Origin of the sequence: Nonomuraea sp. NPDC050643 (assembly GCF_040654715.1) — a bacterium.
Classification (GTDB): Bacteria; Actinomycetota; Actinomycetes; order Streptosporangiales; family Streptosporangiaceae; genus Nonomuraea.
Genome location: NZ_JBFAIM010000010.1, coordinates 183,207 through 200,482, shown reverse-complemented (window position 1 = coordinate 200,482; position 17,276 = coordinate 183,207). Strand labels below are relative to the sequence as shown.

Genomic DNA, 17,276 nt, shown 5'->3' with positions numbered 1-17,276 from the left:
CCTAGCCGATCGGCTCAGTTGAAGGGATTGTCATAGGTGAACCAATCCTTTTTCCAGGTGGCGGTCTGGCCGTTGAAATTGACGCCCTCCACCTCGAACCGCACGTTCCTGACCGTGCTTCCGACGTAATCCGTCTGACCGTAGAGCTGCGCCGGGTACCTGCACTGGGAGATATCCGTGTTCCCGTAATTCAAGCTGTACGAAGCGCGCTGGGTCGTCCGGTCGTTGATCCACACATACCCGCCGGCGGCACTGTAGCTCGACTCGCGGCACAGGTAGAACTGGTACGTGTACGTGTTGCTGTCGTTGAACTCGATCCAGCCGTACATGCCGGACAGCTTCTGGTTGTTGTCCCCGCGTACTTCCAGGAAAATCGTGACCGGGGCGCTTCGGGCGGTGGCCTGGGCCGCCGGGGCCGGCAGGGCGATCGTGGCCAGTAGCGCGAGAACGATGGTCACAAGCCTTGTGGTGCGGTTCCGCAGGATGGTTGATAACAATTCTTGCCCCTTTCGGCTCGGTGTCGCCAGGTGCTCGGAGGCTATTGGTTGAAGATTAATCCGTCCACTGGACGATTCGTCCCGACAGGAATCGGGCGGGCGTTAATGGGGTGGATCGCCGGGCTGATAAGAGTGGCTTCTTTTCGCCACTGGCGATGATGGCGGCGGCTCGCACCTGGGCCTTCCACGGCCGTGTCATGAAAGTTTCACGACCGAAACTTTCGGCGCCCATCGGGGGCACGGGAATGGCCGGGGCCTGCTCACCGTCCGGCCCATGGAAGGACCCGGTGAACACGGGCGCAGCCGAAAGACCCTTTCGCCGGGATCGGCCCCGCTCGTGGCGGGCCCTCCGAAGAGGGCGGCGCAAAGTTGCGGCGCATTGTGGGAGTTTTCTTGACGATCTACGATCCGAAGATGCGGCTGGTGGATATCCGTATTTATCCCGTTAAGTCGAGCGCCGGGTGCCCCCTGCCCGACGCCACCGTGGAGCCCTGGGGCCTGGCCGGGGATCGGCGGTGGGCGGTCGTCGACGAGGCGGGCGGCGATCTCTGGCTCGCCGAGCATCCCCGCCTGGCCTCCGTGCACGCCCAGAACACCGACGACGACGGCCTCCTCCTGGCCGCCGCCGGCCTGCCCGACCTGAAGGTCCCCCCGGCCACCGGCGGCCCGGTCCCGGTGGGCTTCCCCGGCCTGGATCACGCCATCGCCGCCGGCGACGACGCCCACGCCTGGTTCACCCGGCTCCTGGGCCGCCCCGTCCGCCTGGTCTGGCTGGACGATCCGCGCCGTCGGGCCATCGAGCCGTCCCACGGCGGCCTGCCGGGCGAGGTGCTCTCCTTCGCCGGGGACGCGCCGCTGCTGCTGACCTCAGCCGCGTCGCTGCGCCTCCTGGACGAGCAGATCGGCGGCGACACCCCGCTCGACATGGCCCGCTTCCGCCCCAGCGTGGTGATCGACGGCGCCGAGCCGTACGCCGAGGACTCCTGGAGCGAGGTCACGATCGGCGAGGTCCGCTTCCGCGTCTCCGAGCTGTGCGACCGGTGCGCGGTCACCACCATCGACCCGGTGACCCTGGTCAAGGGCAAGGAGCCGCTCCGCACCCTGGCCCGGCACCGCCGCTGGGACGGCAGGACCTGGTTCGGCATTCGCCTGGTGCCGCGCGACCGGGGACGGCTCAGGGTCGGCGATCCGGTGCGCGCGTCTGGACGCCCGGACTCCTAGCGCACGCGGCGGATCCGGATGCCGTGGGCGTCGGCGCGTTCGGTGCCCGTCGCGTCGACGTTGGTGATGGGGATCAGGCCGCGGACCTGGCCGGTGCGGCCGTCGGCCGTCATGCGGACGACCAGCAGGCCCGGGTCGTGGCCGTGCGAGGAGTGCGGGTCGCCGGAGAGCGGGTTCGGGCCGCGGGTGGAGGCGAACAACCACGCGCGGTCGGGCGACGAGGCGAACAGGTCCACCGTCGGGTCCGCGCTGTACGGCGACGTCAGCGGCACCGTGCCGGCCCGCGCGCCGGTGCGGCCGTCGAAGACCTCCGCCACGTTGCCGTCGCGGTCCCCCACCCAGACGTACCGGTCCTTGGCACTGACCGCGGTGCCGTGGGCGTCGCGCTCCGGCGAGTCGTCGTCGTACAGCCGCTGCACGGCGGGGGTGTTCGGCGGGTTGGTGGCCGCGTAGCCGCTCCTCGGCAGCCGGAAGACGCTGAACTGGTCGAGGTTGGCGGGGGTGCCGCCGCCTCCGTCGCCGAAGACGGCGCCCTTGGCCTCGACGAAGCCGCAGCCGTTCGCGGGGACGTTGGCCCCGTCGTACTCCCCCACGATCGCCATCGGCGTGGCCCGCCAGTCCACGACGAACAGGCCGCCGCCCCGCAGGCTGATGAAGACCGGGCCGTTGTCCGAGGCGATGAACGGGCAGATCGGGGCGTTGTCGGGGCGCGTGGCGGGCGCCTGGCAGGGGGCGCCGCTCGGGGTGGTGCAGCCGGCCAGGTCGAGCGTGGCCGCGGGCTCCTGGGTGAAGGTGTTCGCGGCGTAGTCCGTACGGACGCGCTCCAGCTTCTTGCCGTTCTGGTTGGCGATGACGAGGTACCGGTCGTCCTCGGTGGGCCAGAGGGCGTGCGCCTGGCGGGCACCGCCCGCGCCCACCTCGGTGGCCAGGCAGGCGAGCGGCCGGCGGGTAAGGGCGTCGAAGATCACCACGTGACCGCTGGCGACGAAGGCGAGCGCCGCGTGGGTGTCGGCCTTGTTGAAGACGATCATGTGGGGCCGGACCGGGTTCCGCCCGGTGCTCGCCAGGCACAGGGACGAGGTGGCGGCGCCGAGGTCGATCACGTCGGCGGGCCGGGCGGCGGACAGGCGTCCGGTGACGTCGCCGCCGTCGTACACGTGGATGGTGCCGCCGTACGCGAGGCCGTTCGTGTCGGACTGGTCGACCAGCCAGATCTCATAGGAGGAGCCCTTCGGGGCCTCGGCCGCCCCCACGGTGAGGGCCATCAGTAGCGCGACGATCACGGCACGCCATCTCACGGCGCCTCCCCATCCCGTCCGTCCCCATCGTCCAGCAGGGGCTCCGCTCGCAGTGTCTCCGCGATCTCGTATGAGGACAAGAGGGGATTTATCGTCCAGACCGACCCCCCGTGGTGCAATTGGCAAGGGTAGCCTAACCTTAGCTTCATGACCGAGGAGATCTCTCTCCGCGGCGCGGAGCTATACCTCAGCTACCACGGCACCACCGTGGTCGAGGACGGTCGCATCACCTTGCGCCCGGGCCACGTGACCGCCCTGGTGGGCCCCAACGGCAGTGGCAAGTCCACGCTGCTGCGCGCCCTGGCCAGGCTGCACCGACCCGACGGCGGCGCCGTGACACTGGGTGACGGCACCGACGCGCTGGGGCTGTCGGCGCGCGACTTCGCCAGGCGGGTCAGCCTGCTGGCGCAGAGCCGCCCCACACCCGGCGGCGTACAGGTCCGCGACGTCGTCGGGTACGGCCGCCACCCGTACAGGCGGCGCTGGCAGGCCACCGACCCCGAGGGCGCCACCGCCGTCGCCAGGGCGATGGAGCTGACCGGCGTGACCTCCATGGCCGAGCGGCCCGTGGACGAGCTGTCCGGAGGCGAGTTGCAGCGCGTCTGGCTGGCCACCTGCCTGGCCCAGGACACCGGCGTCCTGCTGCTGGACGAGCCCACCACGTTCCTCGACCTGCGCTACCAGGTGGAGTTGCTGGAGCTCGTCCGCGATCTGGCCGACGAGCACGGTGTGGCGATCGGCGTCGTCCTGCACGACCTCAACCAGGCCGCCGAGATCGCCGACCACGTCGTCCTGCTGCACCAGGGCCGGGTCCGCGCGGACGGCACACCCGCGGAGGTCCTCACCGAAGAGCTGCTCAGCGACACGTACGGCCTCCGCATCGAGGTCAGCACCGACCCCGCCACGGGAACGGTGACCACCCGGCCGATCGGCCGGCACAACACGAGCAAGACAAGCGTCGCAACGACATGACAGGAACCAGCATGCGCAGTGCCCTGACGGCCATCGCCGCCATCGTCGTCCTCGCCGCGTGCGGCACGACCGAGGCACCCGTACCCGAGCAGGCACCCACCGGCGCCGGCACCGCCTCGGCCACCGCCGCCCCCGTGACCGTGACCGACGGCCGGGGCAAGGAGGTCAAGCTCGACCGGCCGGCCACCCGGGTCGTCAGCCTCGAGTGGGGCGAGACCGAGATGCTGACGAGCCTCGGCGTCATGCCGGTGGGCGCGGCCGACGTCAAGGGCTACACCACCTGGGTCTCCGCCGCCAAGCTCGACCCCTCGGTCAAGGACGTCGGCACCCGGCAGGAGCCCAGCGTCGACTCCATCAGCGCCCTCCAGCCGGACCTGGTCCTCATGGAGGCCGAGCGGGACGCCCCGCTGGTCGCGCAACTGGAGAAGTTCGTGCCGGTGCTGGTGTTCACGGGCAGCGACGCGACCCGCAACCTCGACCGCATGCGCGAGGACCTCAACCTGATCGCCACGGCGGTCGGCAAGACCGACGCGGCCGCCAAGCTGCTGACCGCGTTCGACGCGGCCATGGCCGACAGCAAGCAGAAGATCGCCGCCGCGGGCGCCGCGGGCAAGCCGTTCGTCATGGCCGACGGATGGAAGCAGGGCAGCACGATCTCCATCCGCCTGTTCGGCAAGGGCGCGCTGGTCTCCGACGTCGCCGAGCTGGTCGGGCTGAAGAACGCCTGGACGGGCAAGGTCGACAAGGCGTGGGGCCTGGGCACCACCGACGTCGAGGGCCTGACCGGGCTCAAGGACCCCGACATCCGCCTGTTCTACAACGCCCCGGAGGACGACGTGTTCGCCGACGGGCTCGCGGGCAACGCCATCTGGAAGTCGCTGCCGTTCGTGGAGAAGCAGCAGGTCACCAAGCTGCCCAACGGCATCTGGACCTTCGGCGGCCCGCTCTCCTGCCAGCAGTACGCCGAGGCGCTGGTGAAGGCGTACACGGCTTGAGCACAGACGTCCTGACCCCGGCGGACGCGCCGCCCGACACGCCGCTGCGGCGGATTGGCACCGCCGGGGTCTTCCTCCTCGCGCTGGCCGCCACCGTCCTGGTGGCCGCCGTGCACGTGACGCAGGGCACCTCGTCGATCGGCGCGTTCGACCTGCTGGCCCTGCCGTTCGGCGGCAGCGACGAGGCCGCCCGCGTCCTGCTGGCCTCCCGGCTGCCCCGGCTGCTGGCCGGCGTCTGCGTCGGCGTCGCGCTGGGAGTGGCGGGCTCGCTGCTGCAGACGATCGCCCGCAACGCGATGGCCTCGCCGGACACGCTGGCCGTCAGCGCGGGCGCCTACCTCGCGATCGCCCTGGCGGCCGCGCTCGGGCTGACGTTGCCGCTGCCGGTGTCGGGCGGGCTCGCCCTCATCGGCGGGCTGGCCGCCGCCGCCCTGGTGCTGGCCCTGTCGGCGGGCGGGCGCAGCGGGACGACCCGGCTGATCCTGGCCGGCTCCGCCACCGCCCTGGCGCTCAGCTCCCTGACGAACCTGTTCATGATCCTGTTCGAGCAGGAGACCACCGGCCTGTTCGCCTGGGGCAGCGGCTCGCTCGTGCAGAGCGACCTGGACGCCGTCACCCAGTTCGGTCCCGTGATCGCGGTGGCGCTGGCCGTCGCGATGCTGGCCGGGCCCCGGCTGGACATCCTCGGCCTGGGCGACGACACCGCCACGGTGCTCGGCGTGAACGTCCGGCGCCTGCGCCTCTACCTCACCATGCTCGCCGTGCTGCTGTCGGCCGCCGCGGTCACGATCGCGGGCCCGATCGGGTTCGTCGGGCTGTGCGCGCCGGTGATCGTGCGGCTGCTGCCCCGCTCCATTCCCGGGCTGCACCGCAACCGGACGATGCTGCCCCTGTCGGGGCTGGCCGGGGTGCTGGTCGTGCTGGGCTCCGACATCGCGCTGCGGGCCGTGCTGGGCGGTCAGGCCGGGGTGGAGGTGCCGCCCGGCGTGGTCACCACGGTGCTCGGCGCGGTCGTGATGGTGTGGCTGGCCCGCCGCTACCGCGACGCGGGCCCCACCCGGCAGCCGCCGGCCGTGCGCACCGGCGCGAGCCGCTCGCGCGCGGCCTTCCTGGCCGTGGTCGCGGTCTGCGCGGTCCTGGTCGCGGGCGCGCTGGTCATGGGCATGCTCGCCGGTGACCGGTGGCTGCTCACCGGTGACGTGGCCAACTGGATCCAGGGCCGCAGCGGACGGGCCCTGACCTTCGTGCTCGACCAGCGCTGGCCGCGTGTGTTCGCCGCCGTGCTGGCCGGCGCCGCACTGGCCGTGGCCGGCTCGGCCGTGCAGGCCGTGTGCCGCAACCCGCTCGCCGAGCCGGGCGTGCTGGGCGTCACCGCGGGAGCCGGGGTCGGCGCGATCTCGCTGCTCACGCTCGTGCCGGTGGCCGGCATCTGGACGATGTCCGCCGCCGCGGGCATGGGGGCGCTGGTCGCCTTCGCCCTGGTGTACGGGCTGGCCTGGCGCGGCGGGCTCAGCTCCGACCGGCTGGTGCTGATCGGCGTCGCCGTACAGGCCGCGTGCACGGCCATCACGATCCTGATCATCGTGCTGTCCGACCCCTGGAACACCGCCAAGGCGCTGACCTGGCTGTCCGGCTCCACGTACGGCCGCGTCCCGGCCCAGCTCATCCCCGTCGCGCTGGCACTGCTGCTCGTCGTCCCGCTGCTGGCCTGGCTGCGCCGGGACCTCGACCTGCTCGCCCTGGACGAGGACACCCCGCGCATCCTGGGCGTCCCCCTGGAGCCGGTACGGCTGGGCGCGCTGGCCGGCGCCGTGCTGCTCACCTCCACGGCGGTGTCGGCGGTCGGGGTCGTCGGCTTCGTCGGCCTGGTGGCCCCGCACGCCGCCCGCGCCCTGGTCGGCGCCCACCACACCCGGGTGCTCCCGGTGGCCGCGCTGCTCGGCGGGCTCCTGGTGAGCCTCGCCGACACCCTGGGCCGTACCGTCATCGCCCCGGCCCAGGTGCCGGCGGGCCTGGTGACGGCGCTGCTCGGCACGCCGTACTTCGTCTGGCTGCTGTGGCGCGCCCGCGCGCGCAGCGGCTGAGCGCGGGTCAGGTACGGAACGGACCCGTCACGCAGTACGTGATCCCGCCCGACGACGATCCCGAGGTGCCTCGCTGGGAGGAGAAGTAGAGCCGGTCGCCGGCGGGGCTGAAGGCCGGCCCGGTGATCTCCGAGGCGCTCTGGCCGTTGATCCGCAGGAACGGCGAGATCTTGTCGTCCTGCGTGATGAGGCAGACCTCCATGTTGCCGCCGTCCTCGGCCACGTAGAGGTCGCCGGAGGCGGAGCCGGTGACGTTGTCGACGCCGGTGAGCGGTGGGGTGCCGGGGCTGACGAGGCTGTCGTCGTAGGCGAGCTCGTAGGTGCCGTCGGCCAGGTTGACCTGCCAGACCCGGTTGTCGCCCTTGGTGGTGAACCACACCGTGTCGCCGGCGCAGTGGCAGCCCTCGCCGCCGTTGAACGACTTCGACCCGGACACCTGGCTCCGCGTCGCCGTCGGCGAGCCGTCGGGGTCGGGGACGTTCGCCCAGGTGAACGCGCCCGACGTGGCGGAGCCGGCGACCAGGACCTGCAAGGTGCCGGCGGACAGGTCACCCCACGTCGCCGGGACGAACCGGTAGAAGCGCCCGTTCGTCTCGTCCTCGGTCAGGTAGACCACCCGCCGCACCGGGTCGGCGGCGGCCGCCTCGTGCTTGAACCGCCCCATCGCCGGACGCTGCACGGCGGCGCCGCCGAACGGGTCGCTCTCGTAGACGAAGCCCCTGCTGACCTCCTCGCACGACAGCCACGTGTCCCAGGGCGTCTTCCCGCCCGCGCAGTTCGTCCTGGTGCCGGACAGGATCCGGTACGCCGACGTGACCGTGCCGCCCGCGTCGAACCGCAGGGCCGAGGCGCCGCCGCCCGGGTTGATCTCGGAGTTGGAGACGTAGATCCAGCCGGCGCCGTCGCTGAAGCAGGCGCCGCCGTCGGGGGCGTCGTGCCAGGTGTAGGACGTGCCCGGGACGGCCTGGCGGGAGCGGGCGATCACCTGGCTGGTGAAGCCGGCCGGCAGGTGGATGCCGTTGGCGTCGGCGGCCTGTAAGGGGCCGTAGGGACCGGGGGCGTTCTGGGCCGGCGCGGCCAGGGCGGCGCCCTGCCAGAGACTGCCGGAGAAGGCGACCGTGCTCGCACCGAGCACCGACGCGCGCAGGAAATGACGACGTTCCATCGAGCCTCCTTGAAAAGGGTGCTGTCAGAAAACCTAACGACTCACGGCCGGACGGGAAGGGGTCGCCGCGCCTGCGCCGGAGCGGAAGGGACGTCCCGCCGACCAGGACCTGCCGAGCCGCTCATCCGGGCGGCAGGCCGAACCGGGTCAGCGCCTTCCTGCCGTCCGTCACGATGACCGTGAAGTCGTCATCACCCTGCGAGAAGGCGAGCTCGTCGTCCCCGTCGCCGTCGTAGTCGCCCGACGACAGCGGCGCGGCCCGGCCCACCCCGTCGATCCCACCACCGGCGCGCAGGCCGCCGGAGCCGCCCCAGAACATCCGGACGGGACGGTCCGGCCCGCCGAAGGCGAGGTCGTCGCGGCCGTCGCCGTCGAAGTCGCCCGCGACCAGCCGCCCCGCCGCGCCCTTGAACGTCGTGGCACGGCCGTTCCCGTAGGAGACGGTCAGGGTCTCGTGGACCGAGGGCGCCTCCGTCTCGTAGCCGGGCTCGTTGTTGCGGTTGCCGTCGTCGCCGACGGCCACGTCTCTGGCGCCGTCGCCGTCGAAGTCGCCGAACGCGGCCGACATGCCCGGGGTCAGCCTGCGCCCCTGCTTCGCCAGGCCGCCGGGGCCGGCCGCGAGCAGCCGGCCGGAGGTCTGCTCCCCGTCGTCGGCCTCGTACACGATGAGCCCCGTCGCGCGCCGTCCCTCGATCCGGTCCACGGTCATCCGCCAGAACTCCGCACCGGTCGGGGACGGCTGGACGGTCTGGCGGGCCGGGGCGCCCGCGCGGCTGAAGGGGCCGTACAGGACGGCCAGGTCGGTGTCGCCCTGGCCGGCGGCGGGCGGCGTGGACATGGCCACGTCGGCGGCGCCGTCGCCGTCGAAGTCACCGGCGACGGCGCGGTAGGTGCCCGCGTCGCTCGCCACGGGCAGCGGCACCGGCACCGGCGTCGCGCCGAGACCTCGCGGGCCGCCCCAGAAGACGTGCGGGCGCATCCGCTCGTCCGGGCCGCCCGGCCGGCCGTAGCCCAGGACGTCGCCGAACCCGTCGCCGTCGAGGTCGGCCCTGACGCCGACGTCGATCAGCCACGAGGAGAACGTGTCCGGCGAGATGACCGTGCGCCTTTCCGGATCGAGGCCCTGGGGCGAGCCGTAGACGGCCGCGAGGTAGCGCAGGTCCTTGCGGACCAGGTCCACCTCGACGAACAGGTCCGCGCGGCCGTCACCGTCGAGGTCGTCGGGGTGCCCCTGCTTGACCGCGGGGCGGGAAGGAGACGGGGTGGCGGACGCCCGGGGCTCGGGCCCGTCACCGCAGCCCGCGAGCACGAGGAGGGCCGACACCAGCCAGATCATCACCCTTCTCGGCACAAGCCCGAGCTTAGTGCGCCGTACGAGCCCGGGCCCGCACGGCGCGGGGGGCTTACCAGTCGCCCCGGTAGAGCTGGCCGCGGATCGCGCCGCCGGGGAACTTGGCGGTGTGCAGGTTCACGTACCAGTTCTTCGGGTTCTTCCAGATGCGGCCGGCCGTCGCCTCGGAGGTGGTGGTGCTGCCCGCCAGGCCGTTGATGCCGGCCGGCAGGCCCTTCTCGGCGGCGAAGAAGGGCACGACCACGGGCCCGTTCTTACCCTTCGGGGCGCGGTGGATGTGCGCGCCGACCGGTGCCCCGATGTGCCTCCAGGCGCTGGCGAACCACACCCGGTCGCCCTCGGGCTGCACGAGCCAGCCGGCGCTGCCGTTGCCGTCGCCGACCTTCGTGTTGGGCGCCGGCACCTCCTGGTCGCCGTCGGCGCGCGCGGTGAGCGTCTTGCCGAAGCCGTGCGACAGCACCGACTCCAGCTCCACGGGACGGATCCGGTGCAACTGGGCCCGTACGGCGCCGCCGCCGAACTCGGCGTTGTGCAGGTTGGCGTACCAGTTGCCGGGGTTGTTGACGATGCGGCCGAGCAGGCTGCGGTCCTTGACCAGGACCGTGCCCTTGATGGCGTGCAGCGTGGCCGGCAGCGCCTCGCCCAGGAACGGGATGCGGACGTCGCCGTTCTCGTCCGGCCCGCCCCGGTGGATGTGGAACCCGCTGGGCGCGTTCACGTTTTGCCACCGGACGGCGTAGTCGACGCGGTTGCCATGGATCCGGAACACGGCGAGCGCGCTGCCGTCCTGATCTCCTACCTTCACCCCCTCTGCAGGCACTTCGTTGGCTCCTTTGAGCGACGCGGCCAGGTAAATGGGAGTGCTGGCCTGCGCCGATGCCGGGCTCACCAAGGTGGCCATCAGTACCGTGACGACTGACAGGCCGGGGACGGCGAGGGTGCGCATGTTCATGATTACCCTTTCGATGCTCTCTCGGCCTGGTACGGCTGCCTTCCCCGCGGGGTTCAATGGTCACTCTGGGTTCGTCCCGTCTCAGCCCTTTCACCCTGGCCGGCGAACCCGCCACAGTGTCCGTAACCGGACAATTCGCTATGACGTAGCCGGATTTATCGACGAATCTCCCTAAGTTGGCGGCGAGCGGGCGAACCGTGATCTTCTGATGACCGGAGGGGGAGGCGTGAGAACACCGTTGCGCCGGTCACTGCGGACGCGGCTGGCACTGCTCGCCAGCATCGCCATGCTGCTGCTGAACATCGTCGTGAGCACGTTCGCCCTGATCAGGGTGCGCGACGACGCCATCGAGGTGCGGGCACGCGAGGTGTCCGGAGCCGCCCTGCAGGTCCTGCTGCAGCTCAAGCGGGGCCGGTTGCCCGACCTGCTCCCGCCGCGCGGGCTGGACGGCATCCAGGTGGTCAATCCGTCGGGGTGGGTGGTCTCCTCGACGCCGAACCTGATCGGCGAGCCCCGCCAGACCTCCGCCTTCCCGAGCTCCGACCAGGCCAACGACGTCACGGAGCTCTGCGACCTGCCCGCCTTTCCCGGACAGTGCGAGATCGTGGTCGCCCTGCGCGCGTACCAGCCGGAGGGGACCTACGTCATCTACGCCTTCGACCGGACCGTCCCCTGGTACGTCAGCCCCCAGGTGTTCGTCTTCCACCTCTGCGTGGCGGCCGGCCTGGTGGCGCTGGCCTGGCTGGGCGTGTCGCGGATCGTGAACAGGACGCTCGCGCCGGTCAGCGACATCACGCGGAGGCTGGCGGAGATCAGCGCGGGCGGCGGCGGGATGCGCGTGCCCGTGCCGGAGACCGACGACGAGATCCGGGCCCTGGCCGACACCGCCAACCAGACGCTGGAGCGGCTGGAGACCGCCATGCGGCAGCAGGACCTCGCGATGGAGCGGCAGCGCAGGTTCGCCGGTGACGCCTCGCACGACCTGCGCAGCCCGATCACCGCCATGCGCGCCCAGGTCGAGGAGGCCATGCTCCACCCCGAGGACACCGACTGGCGGGAGACGAGCACCGAGGTGCTGGCCAGCCTCGACCGGCTCCAGGCCATCGTCACGGACCTGCTCACGCTGACCAAGCTGGACGCGCACGCCCCGAGCCGCCGCGAGACGGTGGACCTGAGCGACCTGGTCGTCAAGGAGAGCGCCAGGCCGCGCACGAAGCACGTCGTCACGCGGGTGGAAGGCGGCGCGCTCGTCACGGGCGACCGGTTGCAACTGGCCCGCCTGCTGACCAACCTGCTGGACAACGCCGAGCGGCACGCCGAGTCGCAGATCGCCGTGACGCTGTGGCGACGAGAAGGGCAAGCCCTGCTCGAGGTGCTCGACGACGGCGGGGGCATCGCGCCCGACCAGCGCGAGATCGTCTTCCAGCGCTTCACCAGGCTCGACGACTCGCGTAACCGCGACGCCGGCGGCACCGGGCTCGGCCTGCCCATCGCCCGCGAGATCGCGATCGCCCACCGCGGCACGCTGGCCCTCGAGGACTCCGACGTCGGCGCCCGGTTCGTGCTGCGGCTGCCGCTCACGACCGCGGAGCCGCCCGAGAAGTCGGCCGCGGAGCCGGTGGAGGAGCAGGGACAGGAGTAAACGCTCGCCCCAGAGCCGGTCAGCGTTCTCCCCACCGGTGTTGCGCCACTTTTGGCGCCCCTTTGTCCGATGCCTATAACGGAGCGTCATTGACCTTCGTCGCAAGGGCGGGGAAACCGTGTTGATCACCAAAATAGGACGAACGGCCACGGGAGTGGGCCTGCTCACCGCCCTGTGCGTGCCCGGGCAGGCGGTCGCCGACGAGCCCAGCCGCCCCGCCCCCGCCGCGGCGGCGGCGCCGATGACCCTGGTGCTGGACGGCGATTCGCTCTCGCTCCGGGACGCCTTCGCGATCCTCGACGGCCGGCCCGTCGCCGCCAGCCTCGCGGCGGCCGCGCAGGCGACGATGAACGAGACGCGGGCGGGCGCGCTGAGGGCCCTGGACGGTCAGCGTGTGTACGGCTGGAACCAGGCGCTCGGGCCGCTGAAGGACCGTCCGCTCTCCCTTGAGCAGGCCGAGCAGTTCCAGCGCAACATCCTGCGCTCCCATGCCTCCGGCGTCGGGGAGCCGCTGCCCGACAACGTGGTCAGGCTGGCCCTGATCCTCAAGGCGAACCAGATGGCCAGGGGCCGGGTCGGCGTACGCCCCGAGGTCGCCCAGCGGCTGCTGGCGATGGTCAACGCCGGCGTCGTGCCCCGGATGCCGCAGATCGGCTCACTGGGCACCGGCGACCTGCAGCCGCAGGCGGCGGCGGGGCTGGCCGCGCTCGGCGAGGACGCGCCGGTGCGCTTCCGGGGTCAGGAGGGCCCCGCCTCCCGGCTGCTGCCGCAGGCCGGGCTGCCCAGGGACTTCGCCTTCCAGGCCGGGGAGGCGCTGCCGATCATCAGCGGCAGCACGGTCCTGGCGGCCTCGCTGCTGGACGCCGTGCACCGGGCCACCGCGCTGGCCGACCAGGCGGAGGGCGCCTTCGCCCTGTTCATGGAGGCGACACGGGCCGAGCAGGGCTCGCTCGACGCGCGTACCCACCAGGAGCGCCGTATCCCCGAAGAGGACGCGATCGCCGCCCGGCTGCGGGCGATGGTGGCGGGCTCGGGCTGGATGACGGAGGACGGCCGCAGGCGTCTCGACCCGGCGAACTACGAGCCCCGCATCCAGGACGCGGTGTCGGTGCGGGCGGCGCCGCACATCATGGCCGGCCTGCGGCAGGTGCTCGCCGACGCCCGCAGGACCCTCGTACGCGAGGCCAACGCCTCGACCTCCAACCCGCTGGTCTTCAAGCGCAAGAGGGGCCAGGGGTACGAGTTCGTGATGGGCGGCAACTGGGACGGCTCCGTCATGGGCCATCTCGCCGACTCCCTGAACGCGGAGATCACCGACGTCGGGGTGCTGTCGCAGGAGCTGTCGGGCCGGCTGCTGTCGCCCCGGTGGAGCTACGGCCTGCCGGCCAACCTGGCGGGCGAGCCGGTCGGCCTGAACTCCGGCATGGTGCAGGTCCAGACGGTGGCCGCCGCCCTCGTCCCGGAGATGCAGGTCAGGTCCACGCCGGCGGGGACGCTGTCCCGGCCGGTCAAGGACGGGCAGGAGGACCACAACACGATGGCGATGGCCTCGGTCCGGCACCTGCACGAGAACCTCGACCGGCTCGAGATCGTCCTGGCGGTCCAGTACCTGATGGCGGCCCAGGGCATCGACCTCATCGCGCCGAAGATGGCGGGCCTGCCGCTGGGGACCGCCACGCGGAGCCTGCACGCCGAGCTCAGGCGGTACGTCCGGCCCCTGGCCGAGGATCGTTATCTCACCCCCGACCTGGAGCGGGCGATCTGGCTGGTGCACAACCGGCGGCTGCGGCCGTCCGTCGCGACATGAGCCACGTCCGGCCCGGCTAGGGCAGCACCGAACGCACGGCCTCCTCCGAGCGGCCGACCACCGCCGACCCGTCGTCGGCCGTGATGATCGGCCGCTGGATCAAGACGGGGTTCTGTGCCAGCGCCTTGACCCACCGGTCACGGCTGCGCGAGTCGCGCGGCCAGGCGTCCAGGCCGAGCTCGGCCGCCCGCGGCTCACCGGTCCTGGTGAGGTCCCAGGGTTCGAGGCCGAGCTTGGCCAGGACCTCGCGGATCTCGGCCTCGTTCGGCGGGTCTTCCAAATAGCGGCGCACGGTGTAGTCGGCGGCCTCGGCGTCCAGCACGGACAGCGCGGAGCGGCACTTGGAGCACGCGGGGTTGATCCAGATCTCCATGACACCCGACCGTATCCGCACAACCGCTCTTCGGGCGCCCCGGTGAGCCTGCATCCTCGTCGCCGGCTGCGGGATGGCATCGTTCACGACTGGTGGGCCCGTGCCGGGCGGGCGTTCTAGGATGCCCGCAGATGCGGAGGAACGTCAGGCTCGTCCTGGTGAAGGCGGCGGGGCCGCTGCTGGTCAAGGCGGCGGTCCTGTCGCGCATGGACGGGCGCGGCCGGGCGGTCGTCGTGCTCAACCTCGCCCTGGTGTACCTCCTGCTCACCGCCGTGCTGGGCGTCGTCTACTTCGGGATCATCGGGGTGGGCGGCCGGCTCGGCTCGTGGTCGGGGCCGGCCGCCGCCCTGGCCGCGGGCGCGCTGTTCCATCCCGCCCGCCTGCGCCTGCGGGAGCTGGTGAACCGGCTGATCAACGTCGAGCTGGACCCGTACCGGCTGGCCGACCGGGTGAGCCGGAGCATGCGCGAGGCCGACGGGCCGGTGGAGGCGCTGGCCTCGGCGGTCACGGCCACCCGGCTGACGCTCGGCGCGGACGGGGTCGCGGTCGAGGTGGTGCTGCCCGGCGGGCGGGTCCGCAGCGTGGCCGACGGCGAACCGGGCCCTGACCTGTCGGTCGTCCGGCTGGAGTGGCAGGGCAGGTCGCTGGGGCGGCTGCTGGTCTCGGGCGAGCCCCGCGACCCGGCCCTGCTCGGGATGCTGGCCAGGCAGCTCGCGGAGGTCGCGCACGCCGTACGGCTCAGCGCGGATCTGCGGCGTTCGCGTGAGCGCATGCTCGTCACCCGCGAGGAGGAGCGGCACAGGCTGCGGCGCAACCTGCACGACCACCTCGGGCCCACGCTGACGAGCCTCGCGCTCAGCATGGACGAGGCGCGGCGCAGCCTGACCGGCGACCCCGGCGCTGCGGCTGACGGTGTCCGACGACGGGATCGGCCTGCCCGAGCAGCGCCGCCAGGGCGCCGCGCTCATGCGCGCCCGCGCCGAGGAGGTCGGCGGCACCTGCGTGATCGGGCCGCGCGCCGCGGGCGGCACGGAGGTGGCGGCCCTCCTGCCGGGGTGACCGCCACCGCCCGCGGGCGTCACGCGGAGGCTCAGGCCCCCGCGTAGGTGATGTTCGGCCGGGGCGGCTTCGTCATCCCGGAGCCGAGGAAGTAGTCGACGTGATGGGACTGCATGTACCCCTTGAGGGTCATGCCGTTGCGGTAGGCGGGGTTGTGGGCGAGCGTGTACAGGCGGGTGGTGCTCGGCTGGTTCGTGGTGAAGACGATCAGCTCGTTGTGGCCCGCGTTGGTGTAGACGGCCTCCTCGCGCCAGTCGCCGAGAAGGTCGCCCACCAGGGTCGGCCCGCCCTGGGCGGCGGTGACCGCACCGTACTGCGAGGCGGTGAGCAGCCGCGGCAGGCTGTTGGTCGGCCTCGGGTCGGCCGGGTTCCACTTCTCGAACTTGCCGTCGTTGAGCAGTTCCATGGTCACGTCGCCGTCCCACCACAGGCCGAGCTGCGGCCACGGCCGCAGCGAGGTGTCGGGTTCGGTGAGCTGGTCGGTGCGGGCGTTGTAGAGGCCGGAGAACGACCAGACCTCCATGCCGGGGAAGCGCGGGTCGATGTCGCCCGCCATGCCGCGCCCGACGTCGGCGGTGCCCGCCTGGACGTGCTTCCAGATCATGGCGCCGGTGCGGGCGTCGTAGTAGTACTCGCGCAGGCCGCTGGGGTTGACCTGCTGCACGCCGTAGCCCTGCAGGCCGGCACGGCTCGGGTCCATCTTGGCGATGTGGAAGCGGTCGCCGTGGATGATGCCCGCGCCGGCCAGCGAGTAGCGCAGGGTGCCGTCGCCGTTGAGCACGAACCCGATCTCGGCGACCTCGTCCCTGCCGTCGCCGTCGACGTCCACGATGCGGGTGTTGTGGCCGTCGGGGAGGTCCTGGTTGCCCCGCAGGAACTTCCACTGCCTGGTCAGGGCGCCGCCGGTGAACTTCCAGGCGGTGTAGACGAGGTTGAAGCCGCCGTCGCCGACGCGGTTCTTCATGTACGCGACCAGGCTGTTGCCGGTGCCGTCGAGGGAGCCGATGCCGAAGCGGGCGTACAGCGGGCCGTCGGCCAGGTAGTCCGTGGGAACGGGCGCCGTGGCCCGGGGCGCGCCGGTCCGGCCGTCGAGGATGGCGATGGACTGGCGGACGTTGTCGCTCTCGGTGTGCCTGGCGCCGTTGCCGAAGGTGACCCCGTTCGCGACCCGCACGGCGACTTCGGCGCGGCCGTCGCCGTCGAGGTCGCCGACCGTGACACCGTCGTTGTGGCCGACGTCGATGGTGGCCGAGCCGCCTTCGATGTTGTCCTGGTCGGTGCTGTTGGGCCCCATATTGACCGACCACAGGAACGTGCCGTCGCTTCGATAGGCCTCGATCGTCTGGGGGGAGGTCTGCCGGTCGATGACGTAGTCGTAGGCGCCGTCGCCGTCGAGGTCGCCGGCCCAGGTGAACTTCACCGGGCCGCCCGCGCGCAGCGGGACGCGGACCACCGGCTCGACGGCGTGGTTCGCGGTCAGCGTGAAGGATTCGCTCGCCGGCTGCCAGACTCCGTCGATCACCGGCCGGACGTAGTAGCTGTTGCGCCGGGTGAGATCGGCCGTGGCGTCCACGAAGTTCGTGCCGCCGGTCAGCAGGTCGGCGTTGAGTTTGACGGCCGCGCCGCCGGCGGTGGACCGGTAGACGTTGAAGCCGATGCCGTCGGGGTCGAGGCCCAGCAGCCGCCAGGTGACCAGGACGCTCGTGGCGCTCGAACGCACGGCGACGACGCCGCGGCCGAGGTTCTCCATCGGGCGGGCGGCCGCGCCGCTCGCGGACGTGGGGACGGCGACCACGGCCGTGCTCAGGGCCAGGATCGCCGAGGCGGTGACGGCGGCTCGGCGTAAGGCTTTCATGGGGA

14 protein-coding genes are annotated in these 17,276 nt (G+C 72.2%); 7 read left to right on the top strand and 7 right to left on the bottom strand.

The window, feature by feature from the left end:
• Nucleotides 1-14 precede the first annotated feature (14 nt).
• Nucleotides 15-458 (bottom strand): hypothetical protein, encoded by a 444-nt coding sequence (locus tag AB0I15_RS15725; protein WP_358095186.1) that lies wholly within the window; start codon nt 456-458, stop codon nt 15-17.
• Nucleotides 459-911: 453 nt separating this feature from the next.
• Between AB0I15_RS15725 and AB0I15_RS15720 the strand changes: the two genes are divergently transcribed.
• On the top strand, nt 912-1,718 hold the full coding sequence (locus tag AB0I15_RS15720) for an MOSC N-terminal beta barrel domain-containing protein (RefSeq protein WP_358095184.1): 807 nt from the start codon (nt 912-914) through the stop codon (nt 1,716-1,718).
• Here AB0I15_RS15720 and AB0I15_RS15715 read toward each other — a convergent pair.
• The gene (locus AB0I15_RS15715; RefSeq protein WP_358095182.1) at nt 1,715-3,016 is read right to left on the bottom strand and encodes a hypothetical protein; all 1,302 of its coding nucleotides are present in this window, start codon (nt 3,014-3,016) and stop codon (nt 1,715-1,717) included. The two genes, AB0I15_RS15720 and AB0I15_RS15715, sit on opposite strands and share 4 nt — an antisense overlap.
• Nucleotides 3,017-3,163: 147 nt before the next feature.
• On the opposite strand from AB0I15_RS15715, the gene AB0I15_RS15710 reads away from it, so the two are divergent.
• From AB0I15_RS15710 to AB0I15_RS15700, 3 genes are read left to right on the top strand one after another with little or no spacing between them, the layout of a single operon-like run.
• Nucleotides 3,164-3,988, top strand: coding sequence for an ABC transporter ATP-binding protein (locus AB0I15_RS15710; protein ID WP_358095180.1), 825 nt, complete (start codon nt 3,164-3,166; stop codon nt 3,986-3,988).
• An 11-nt stretch (nt 3,989-3,999) separates the two neighbouring features.
• Nucleotides 4,000-4,983 (top strand): iron-siderophore ABC transporter substrate-binding protein, encoded by a 984-nt coding sequence (locus AB0I15_RS15705; protein ID WP_358095178.1) that lies wholly within the window; start codon nt 4,000-4,002, stop codon nt 4,981-4,983.
• Nucleotides 4,980-7,067 carry an iron ABC transporter permease gene (locus AB0I15_RS15700; protein ID WP_358095176.1) on the top strand — a complete coding sequence of 696 codons (2,088 nt, stop codon included), beginning with the start codon at nt 4,980-4,982 and terminating at the stop codon, nt 7,065-7,067. The genes AB0I15_RS15705 and AB0I15_RS15700 overlap by 4 nt, the downstream gene beginning before the upstream one ends.
• Before the next feature lie 7 nt (nt 7,068-7,074).
• On the opposite strand, the gene AB0I15_RS15695 is transcribed toward AB0I15_RS15700, so the two are convergent.
• From AB0I15_RS15695 to AB0I15_RS15685, 3 genes are all read right to left on the bottom strand, one after another.
• The gene (locus AB0I15_RS15695; protein WP_358095174.1) at nt 7,075-8,232 is read right to left on the bottom strand and encodes an alkaline phosphatase PhoX; all 1,158 of its coding nucleotides are present in this window, start codon (nt 8,230-8,232) and stop codon (nt 7,075-7,077) included.
• Nucleotides 8,233-8,353: 121 nt separating this feature from the next.
• A complete protein-coding gene (locus tag AB0I15_RS15690; RefSeq protein ID WP_358095172.1) occupies nt 8,354-9,583 on the bottom strand; it encodes a VCBS repeat-containing protein in 1,230 nt (409 codons plus the stop codon).
• A 52-nt stretch (nt 9,584-9,635) separates the two neighbouring features.
• A complete protein-coding gene (locus AB0I15_RS15685) occupies nt 9,636-10,535 on the bottom strand; it encodes a CHRD domain-containing protein (RefSeq protein ID WP_358095171.1) in 900 nt (299 codons plus the stop codon).
• A gap of 226 nt (nt 10,536-10,761) precedes the next feature.
• On the opposite strand from AB0I15_RS15685, the gene AB0I15_RS15680 reads away from it, so the two are divergent.
• Both AB0I15_RS15680 and AB0I15_RS15675 read left to right on the top strand, forming a co-directional pair.
• Nucleotides 10,762-12,177 (top strand): HAMP domain-containing sensor histidine kinase, encoded by a 1,416-nt coding sequence (locus AB0I15_RS15680; protein ID WP_358095169.1) that lies wholly within the window; start codon nt 10,762-10,764, stop codon nt 12,175-12,177.
• Between the two features lie 118 nt (nt 12,178-12,295).
• A complete protein-coding gene (locus AB0I15_RS15675) occupies nt 12,296-13,984 on the top strand; it encodes an aromatic amino acid ammonia-lyase (protein ID WP_358095167.1) in 1,689 nt (562 codons plus the stop codon).
• 16 nt (nt 13,985-14,000) lie between these two features.
• Here AB0I15_RS15675 and AB0I15_RS15670 read toward each other — a convergent pair whose 3' ends face one another.
• Nucleotides 14,001-14,357 (bottom strand): arsenate reductase family protein, encoded by a 357-nt coding sequence (locus AB0I15_RS15670; protein WP_358095165.1) that lies wholly within the window; start codon nt 14,355-14,357, stop codon nt 14,001-14,003.
• A 131-nt stretch (nt 14,358-14,488) separates the two neighbouring features.
• Between AB0I15_RS15670 and AB0I15_RS15665 the strand changes: the two genes are divergently transcribed.
• Nucleotides 14,489-15,463, top strand: a complete 975-nt coding sequence (locus AB0I15_RS15665; RefSeq protein WP_358095163.1) for a histidine kinase — start codon at nt 14,489-14,491, stop codon at nt 15,461-15,463.
• On the opposite strand, the gene AB0I15_RS15660 is transcribed toward AB0I15_RS15665, so the two are convergent.
• Nucleotides 15,448-17,271 (bottom strand): hypothetical protein, encoded by a 1,824-nt coding sequence (locus AB0I15_RS15660; protein ID WP_358095161.1) that lies wholly within the window; start codon nt 17,269-17,271, stop codon nt 15,448-15,450. The two genes, AB0I15_RS15665 and AB0I15_RS15660, sit on opposite strands and share 16 nt — an antisense overlap.
• Nucleotides 17,272-17,276 lie beyond the last annotated feature (5 nt).

Coding starts and splice junctions, on each gene's coding strand:
- AB0I15_RS15665 (WP_358095163.1), top strand. CDS start 14,489: ATGCGGAGGAACGTCAGGCTCGTCCTGGTGAAGGCGGCGGGGCCGCTG.
- AB0I15_RS15720 (WP_358095184.1), top strand. CDS start 912: ATGCGGCTGGTGGATATCCGTATTTATCCCGTTAAGTCGAGCGCCGGG.
- AB0I15_RS15660 (WP_358095161.1), bottom strand. CDS start 17,271: ATGAAAGCCTTACGCCGAGCCGCCGTCACCGCCTCGGCGATCCTGGCC.
- AB0I15_RS15695 (WP_358095174.1), bottom strand. CDS start 8,232: ATGGAACGTCGTCATTTCCTGCGCGCGTCGGTGCTCGGTGCGAGCACG.
- AB0I15_RS15685 (WP_358095171.1), bottom strand. CDS start 10,535: ATGAACATGCGCACCCTCGCCGTCCCCGGCCTGTCAGTCGTCACGGTA.
- AB0I15_RS15670 (WP_358095165.1), bottom strand. CDS start 14,357: ATGGAGATCTGGATCAACCCCGCGTGCTCCAAGTGCCGCTCCGCGCTG.
- AB0I15_RS15710 (WP_358095180.1), top strand. CDS start 3,164: ATGACCGAGGAGATCTCTCTCCGCGGCGCGGAGCTATACCTCAGCTAC.
- AB0I15_RS15705 (WP_358095178.1), top strand. CDS start 4,000: ATGCGCAGTGCCCTGACGGCCATCGCCGCCATCGTCGTCCTCGCCGCG.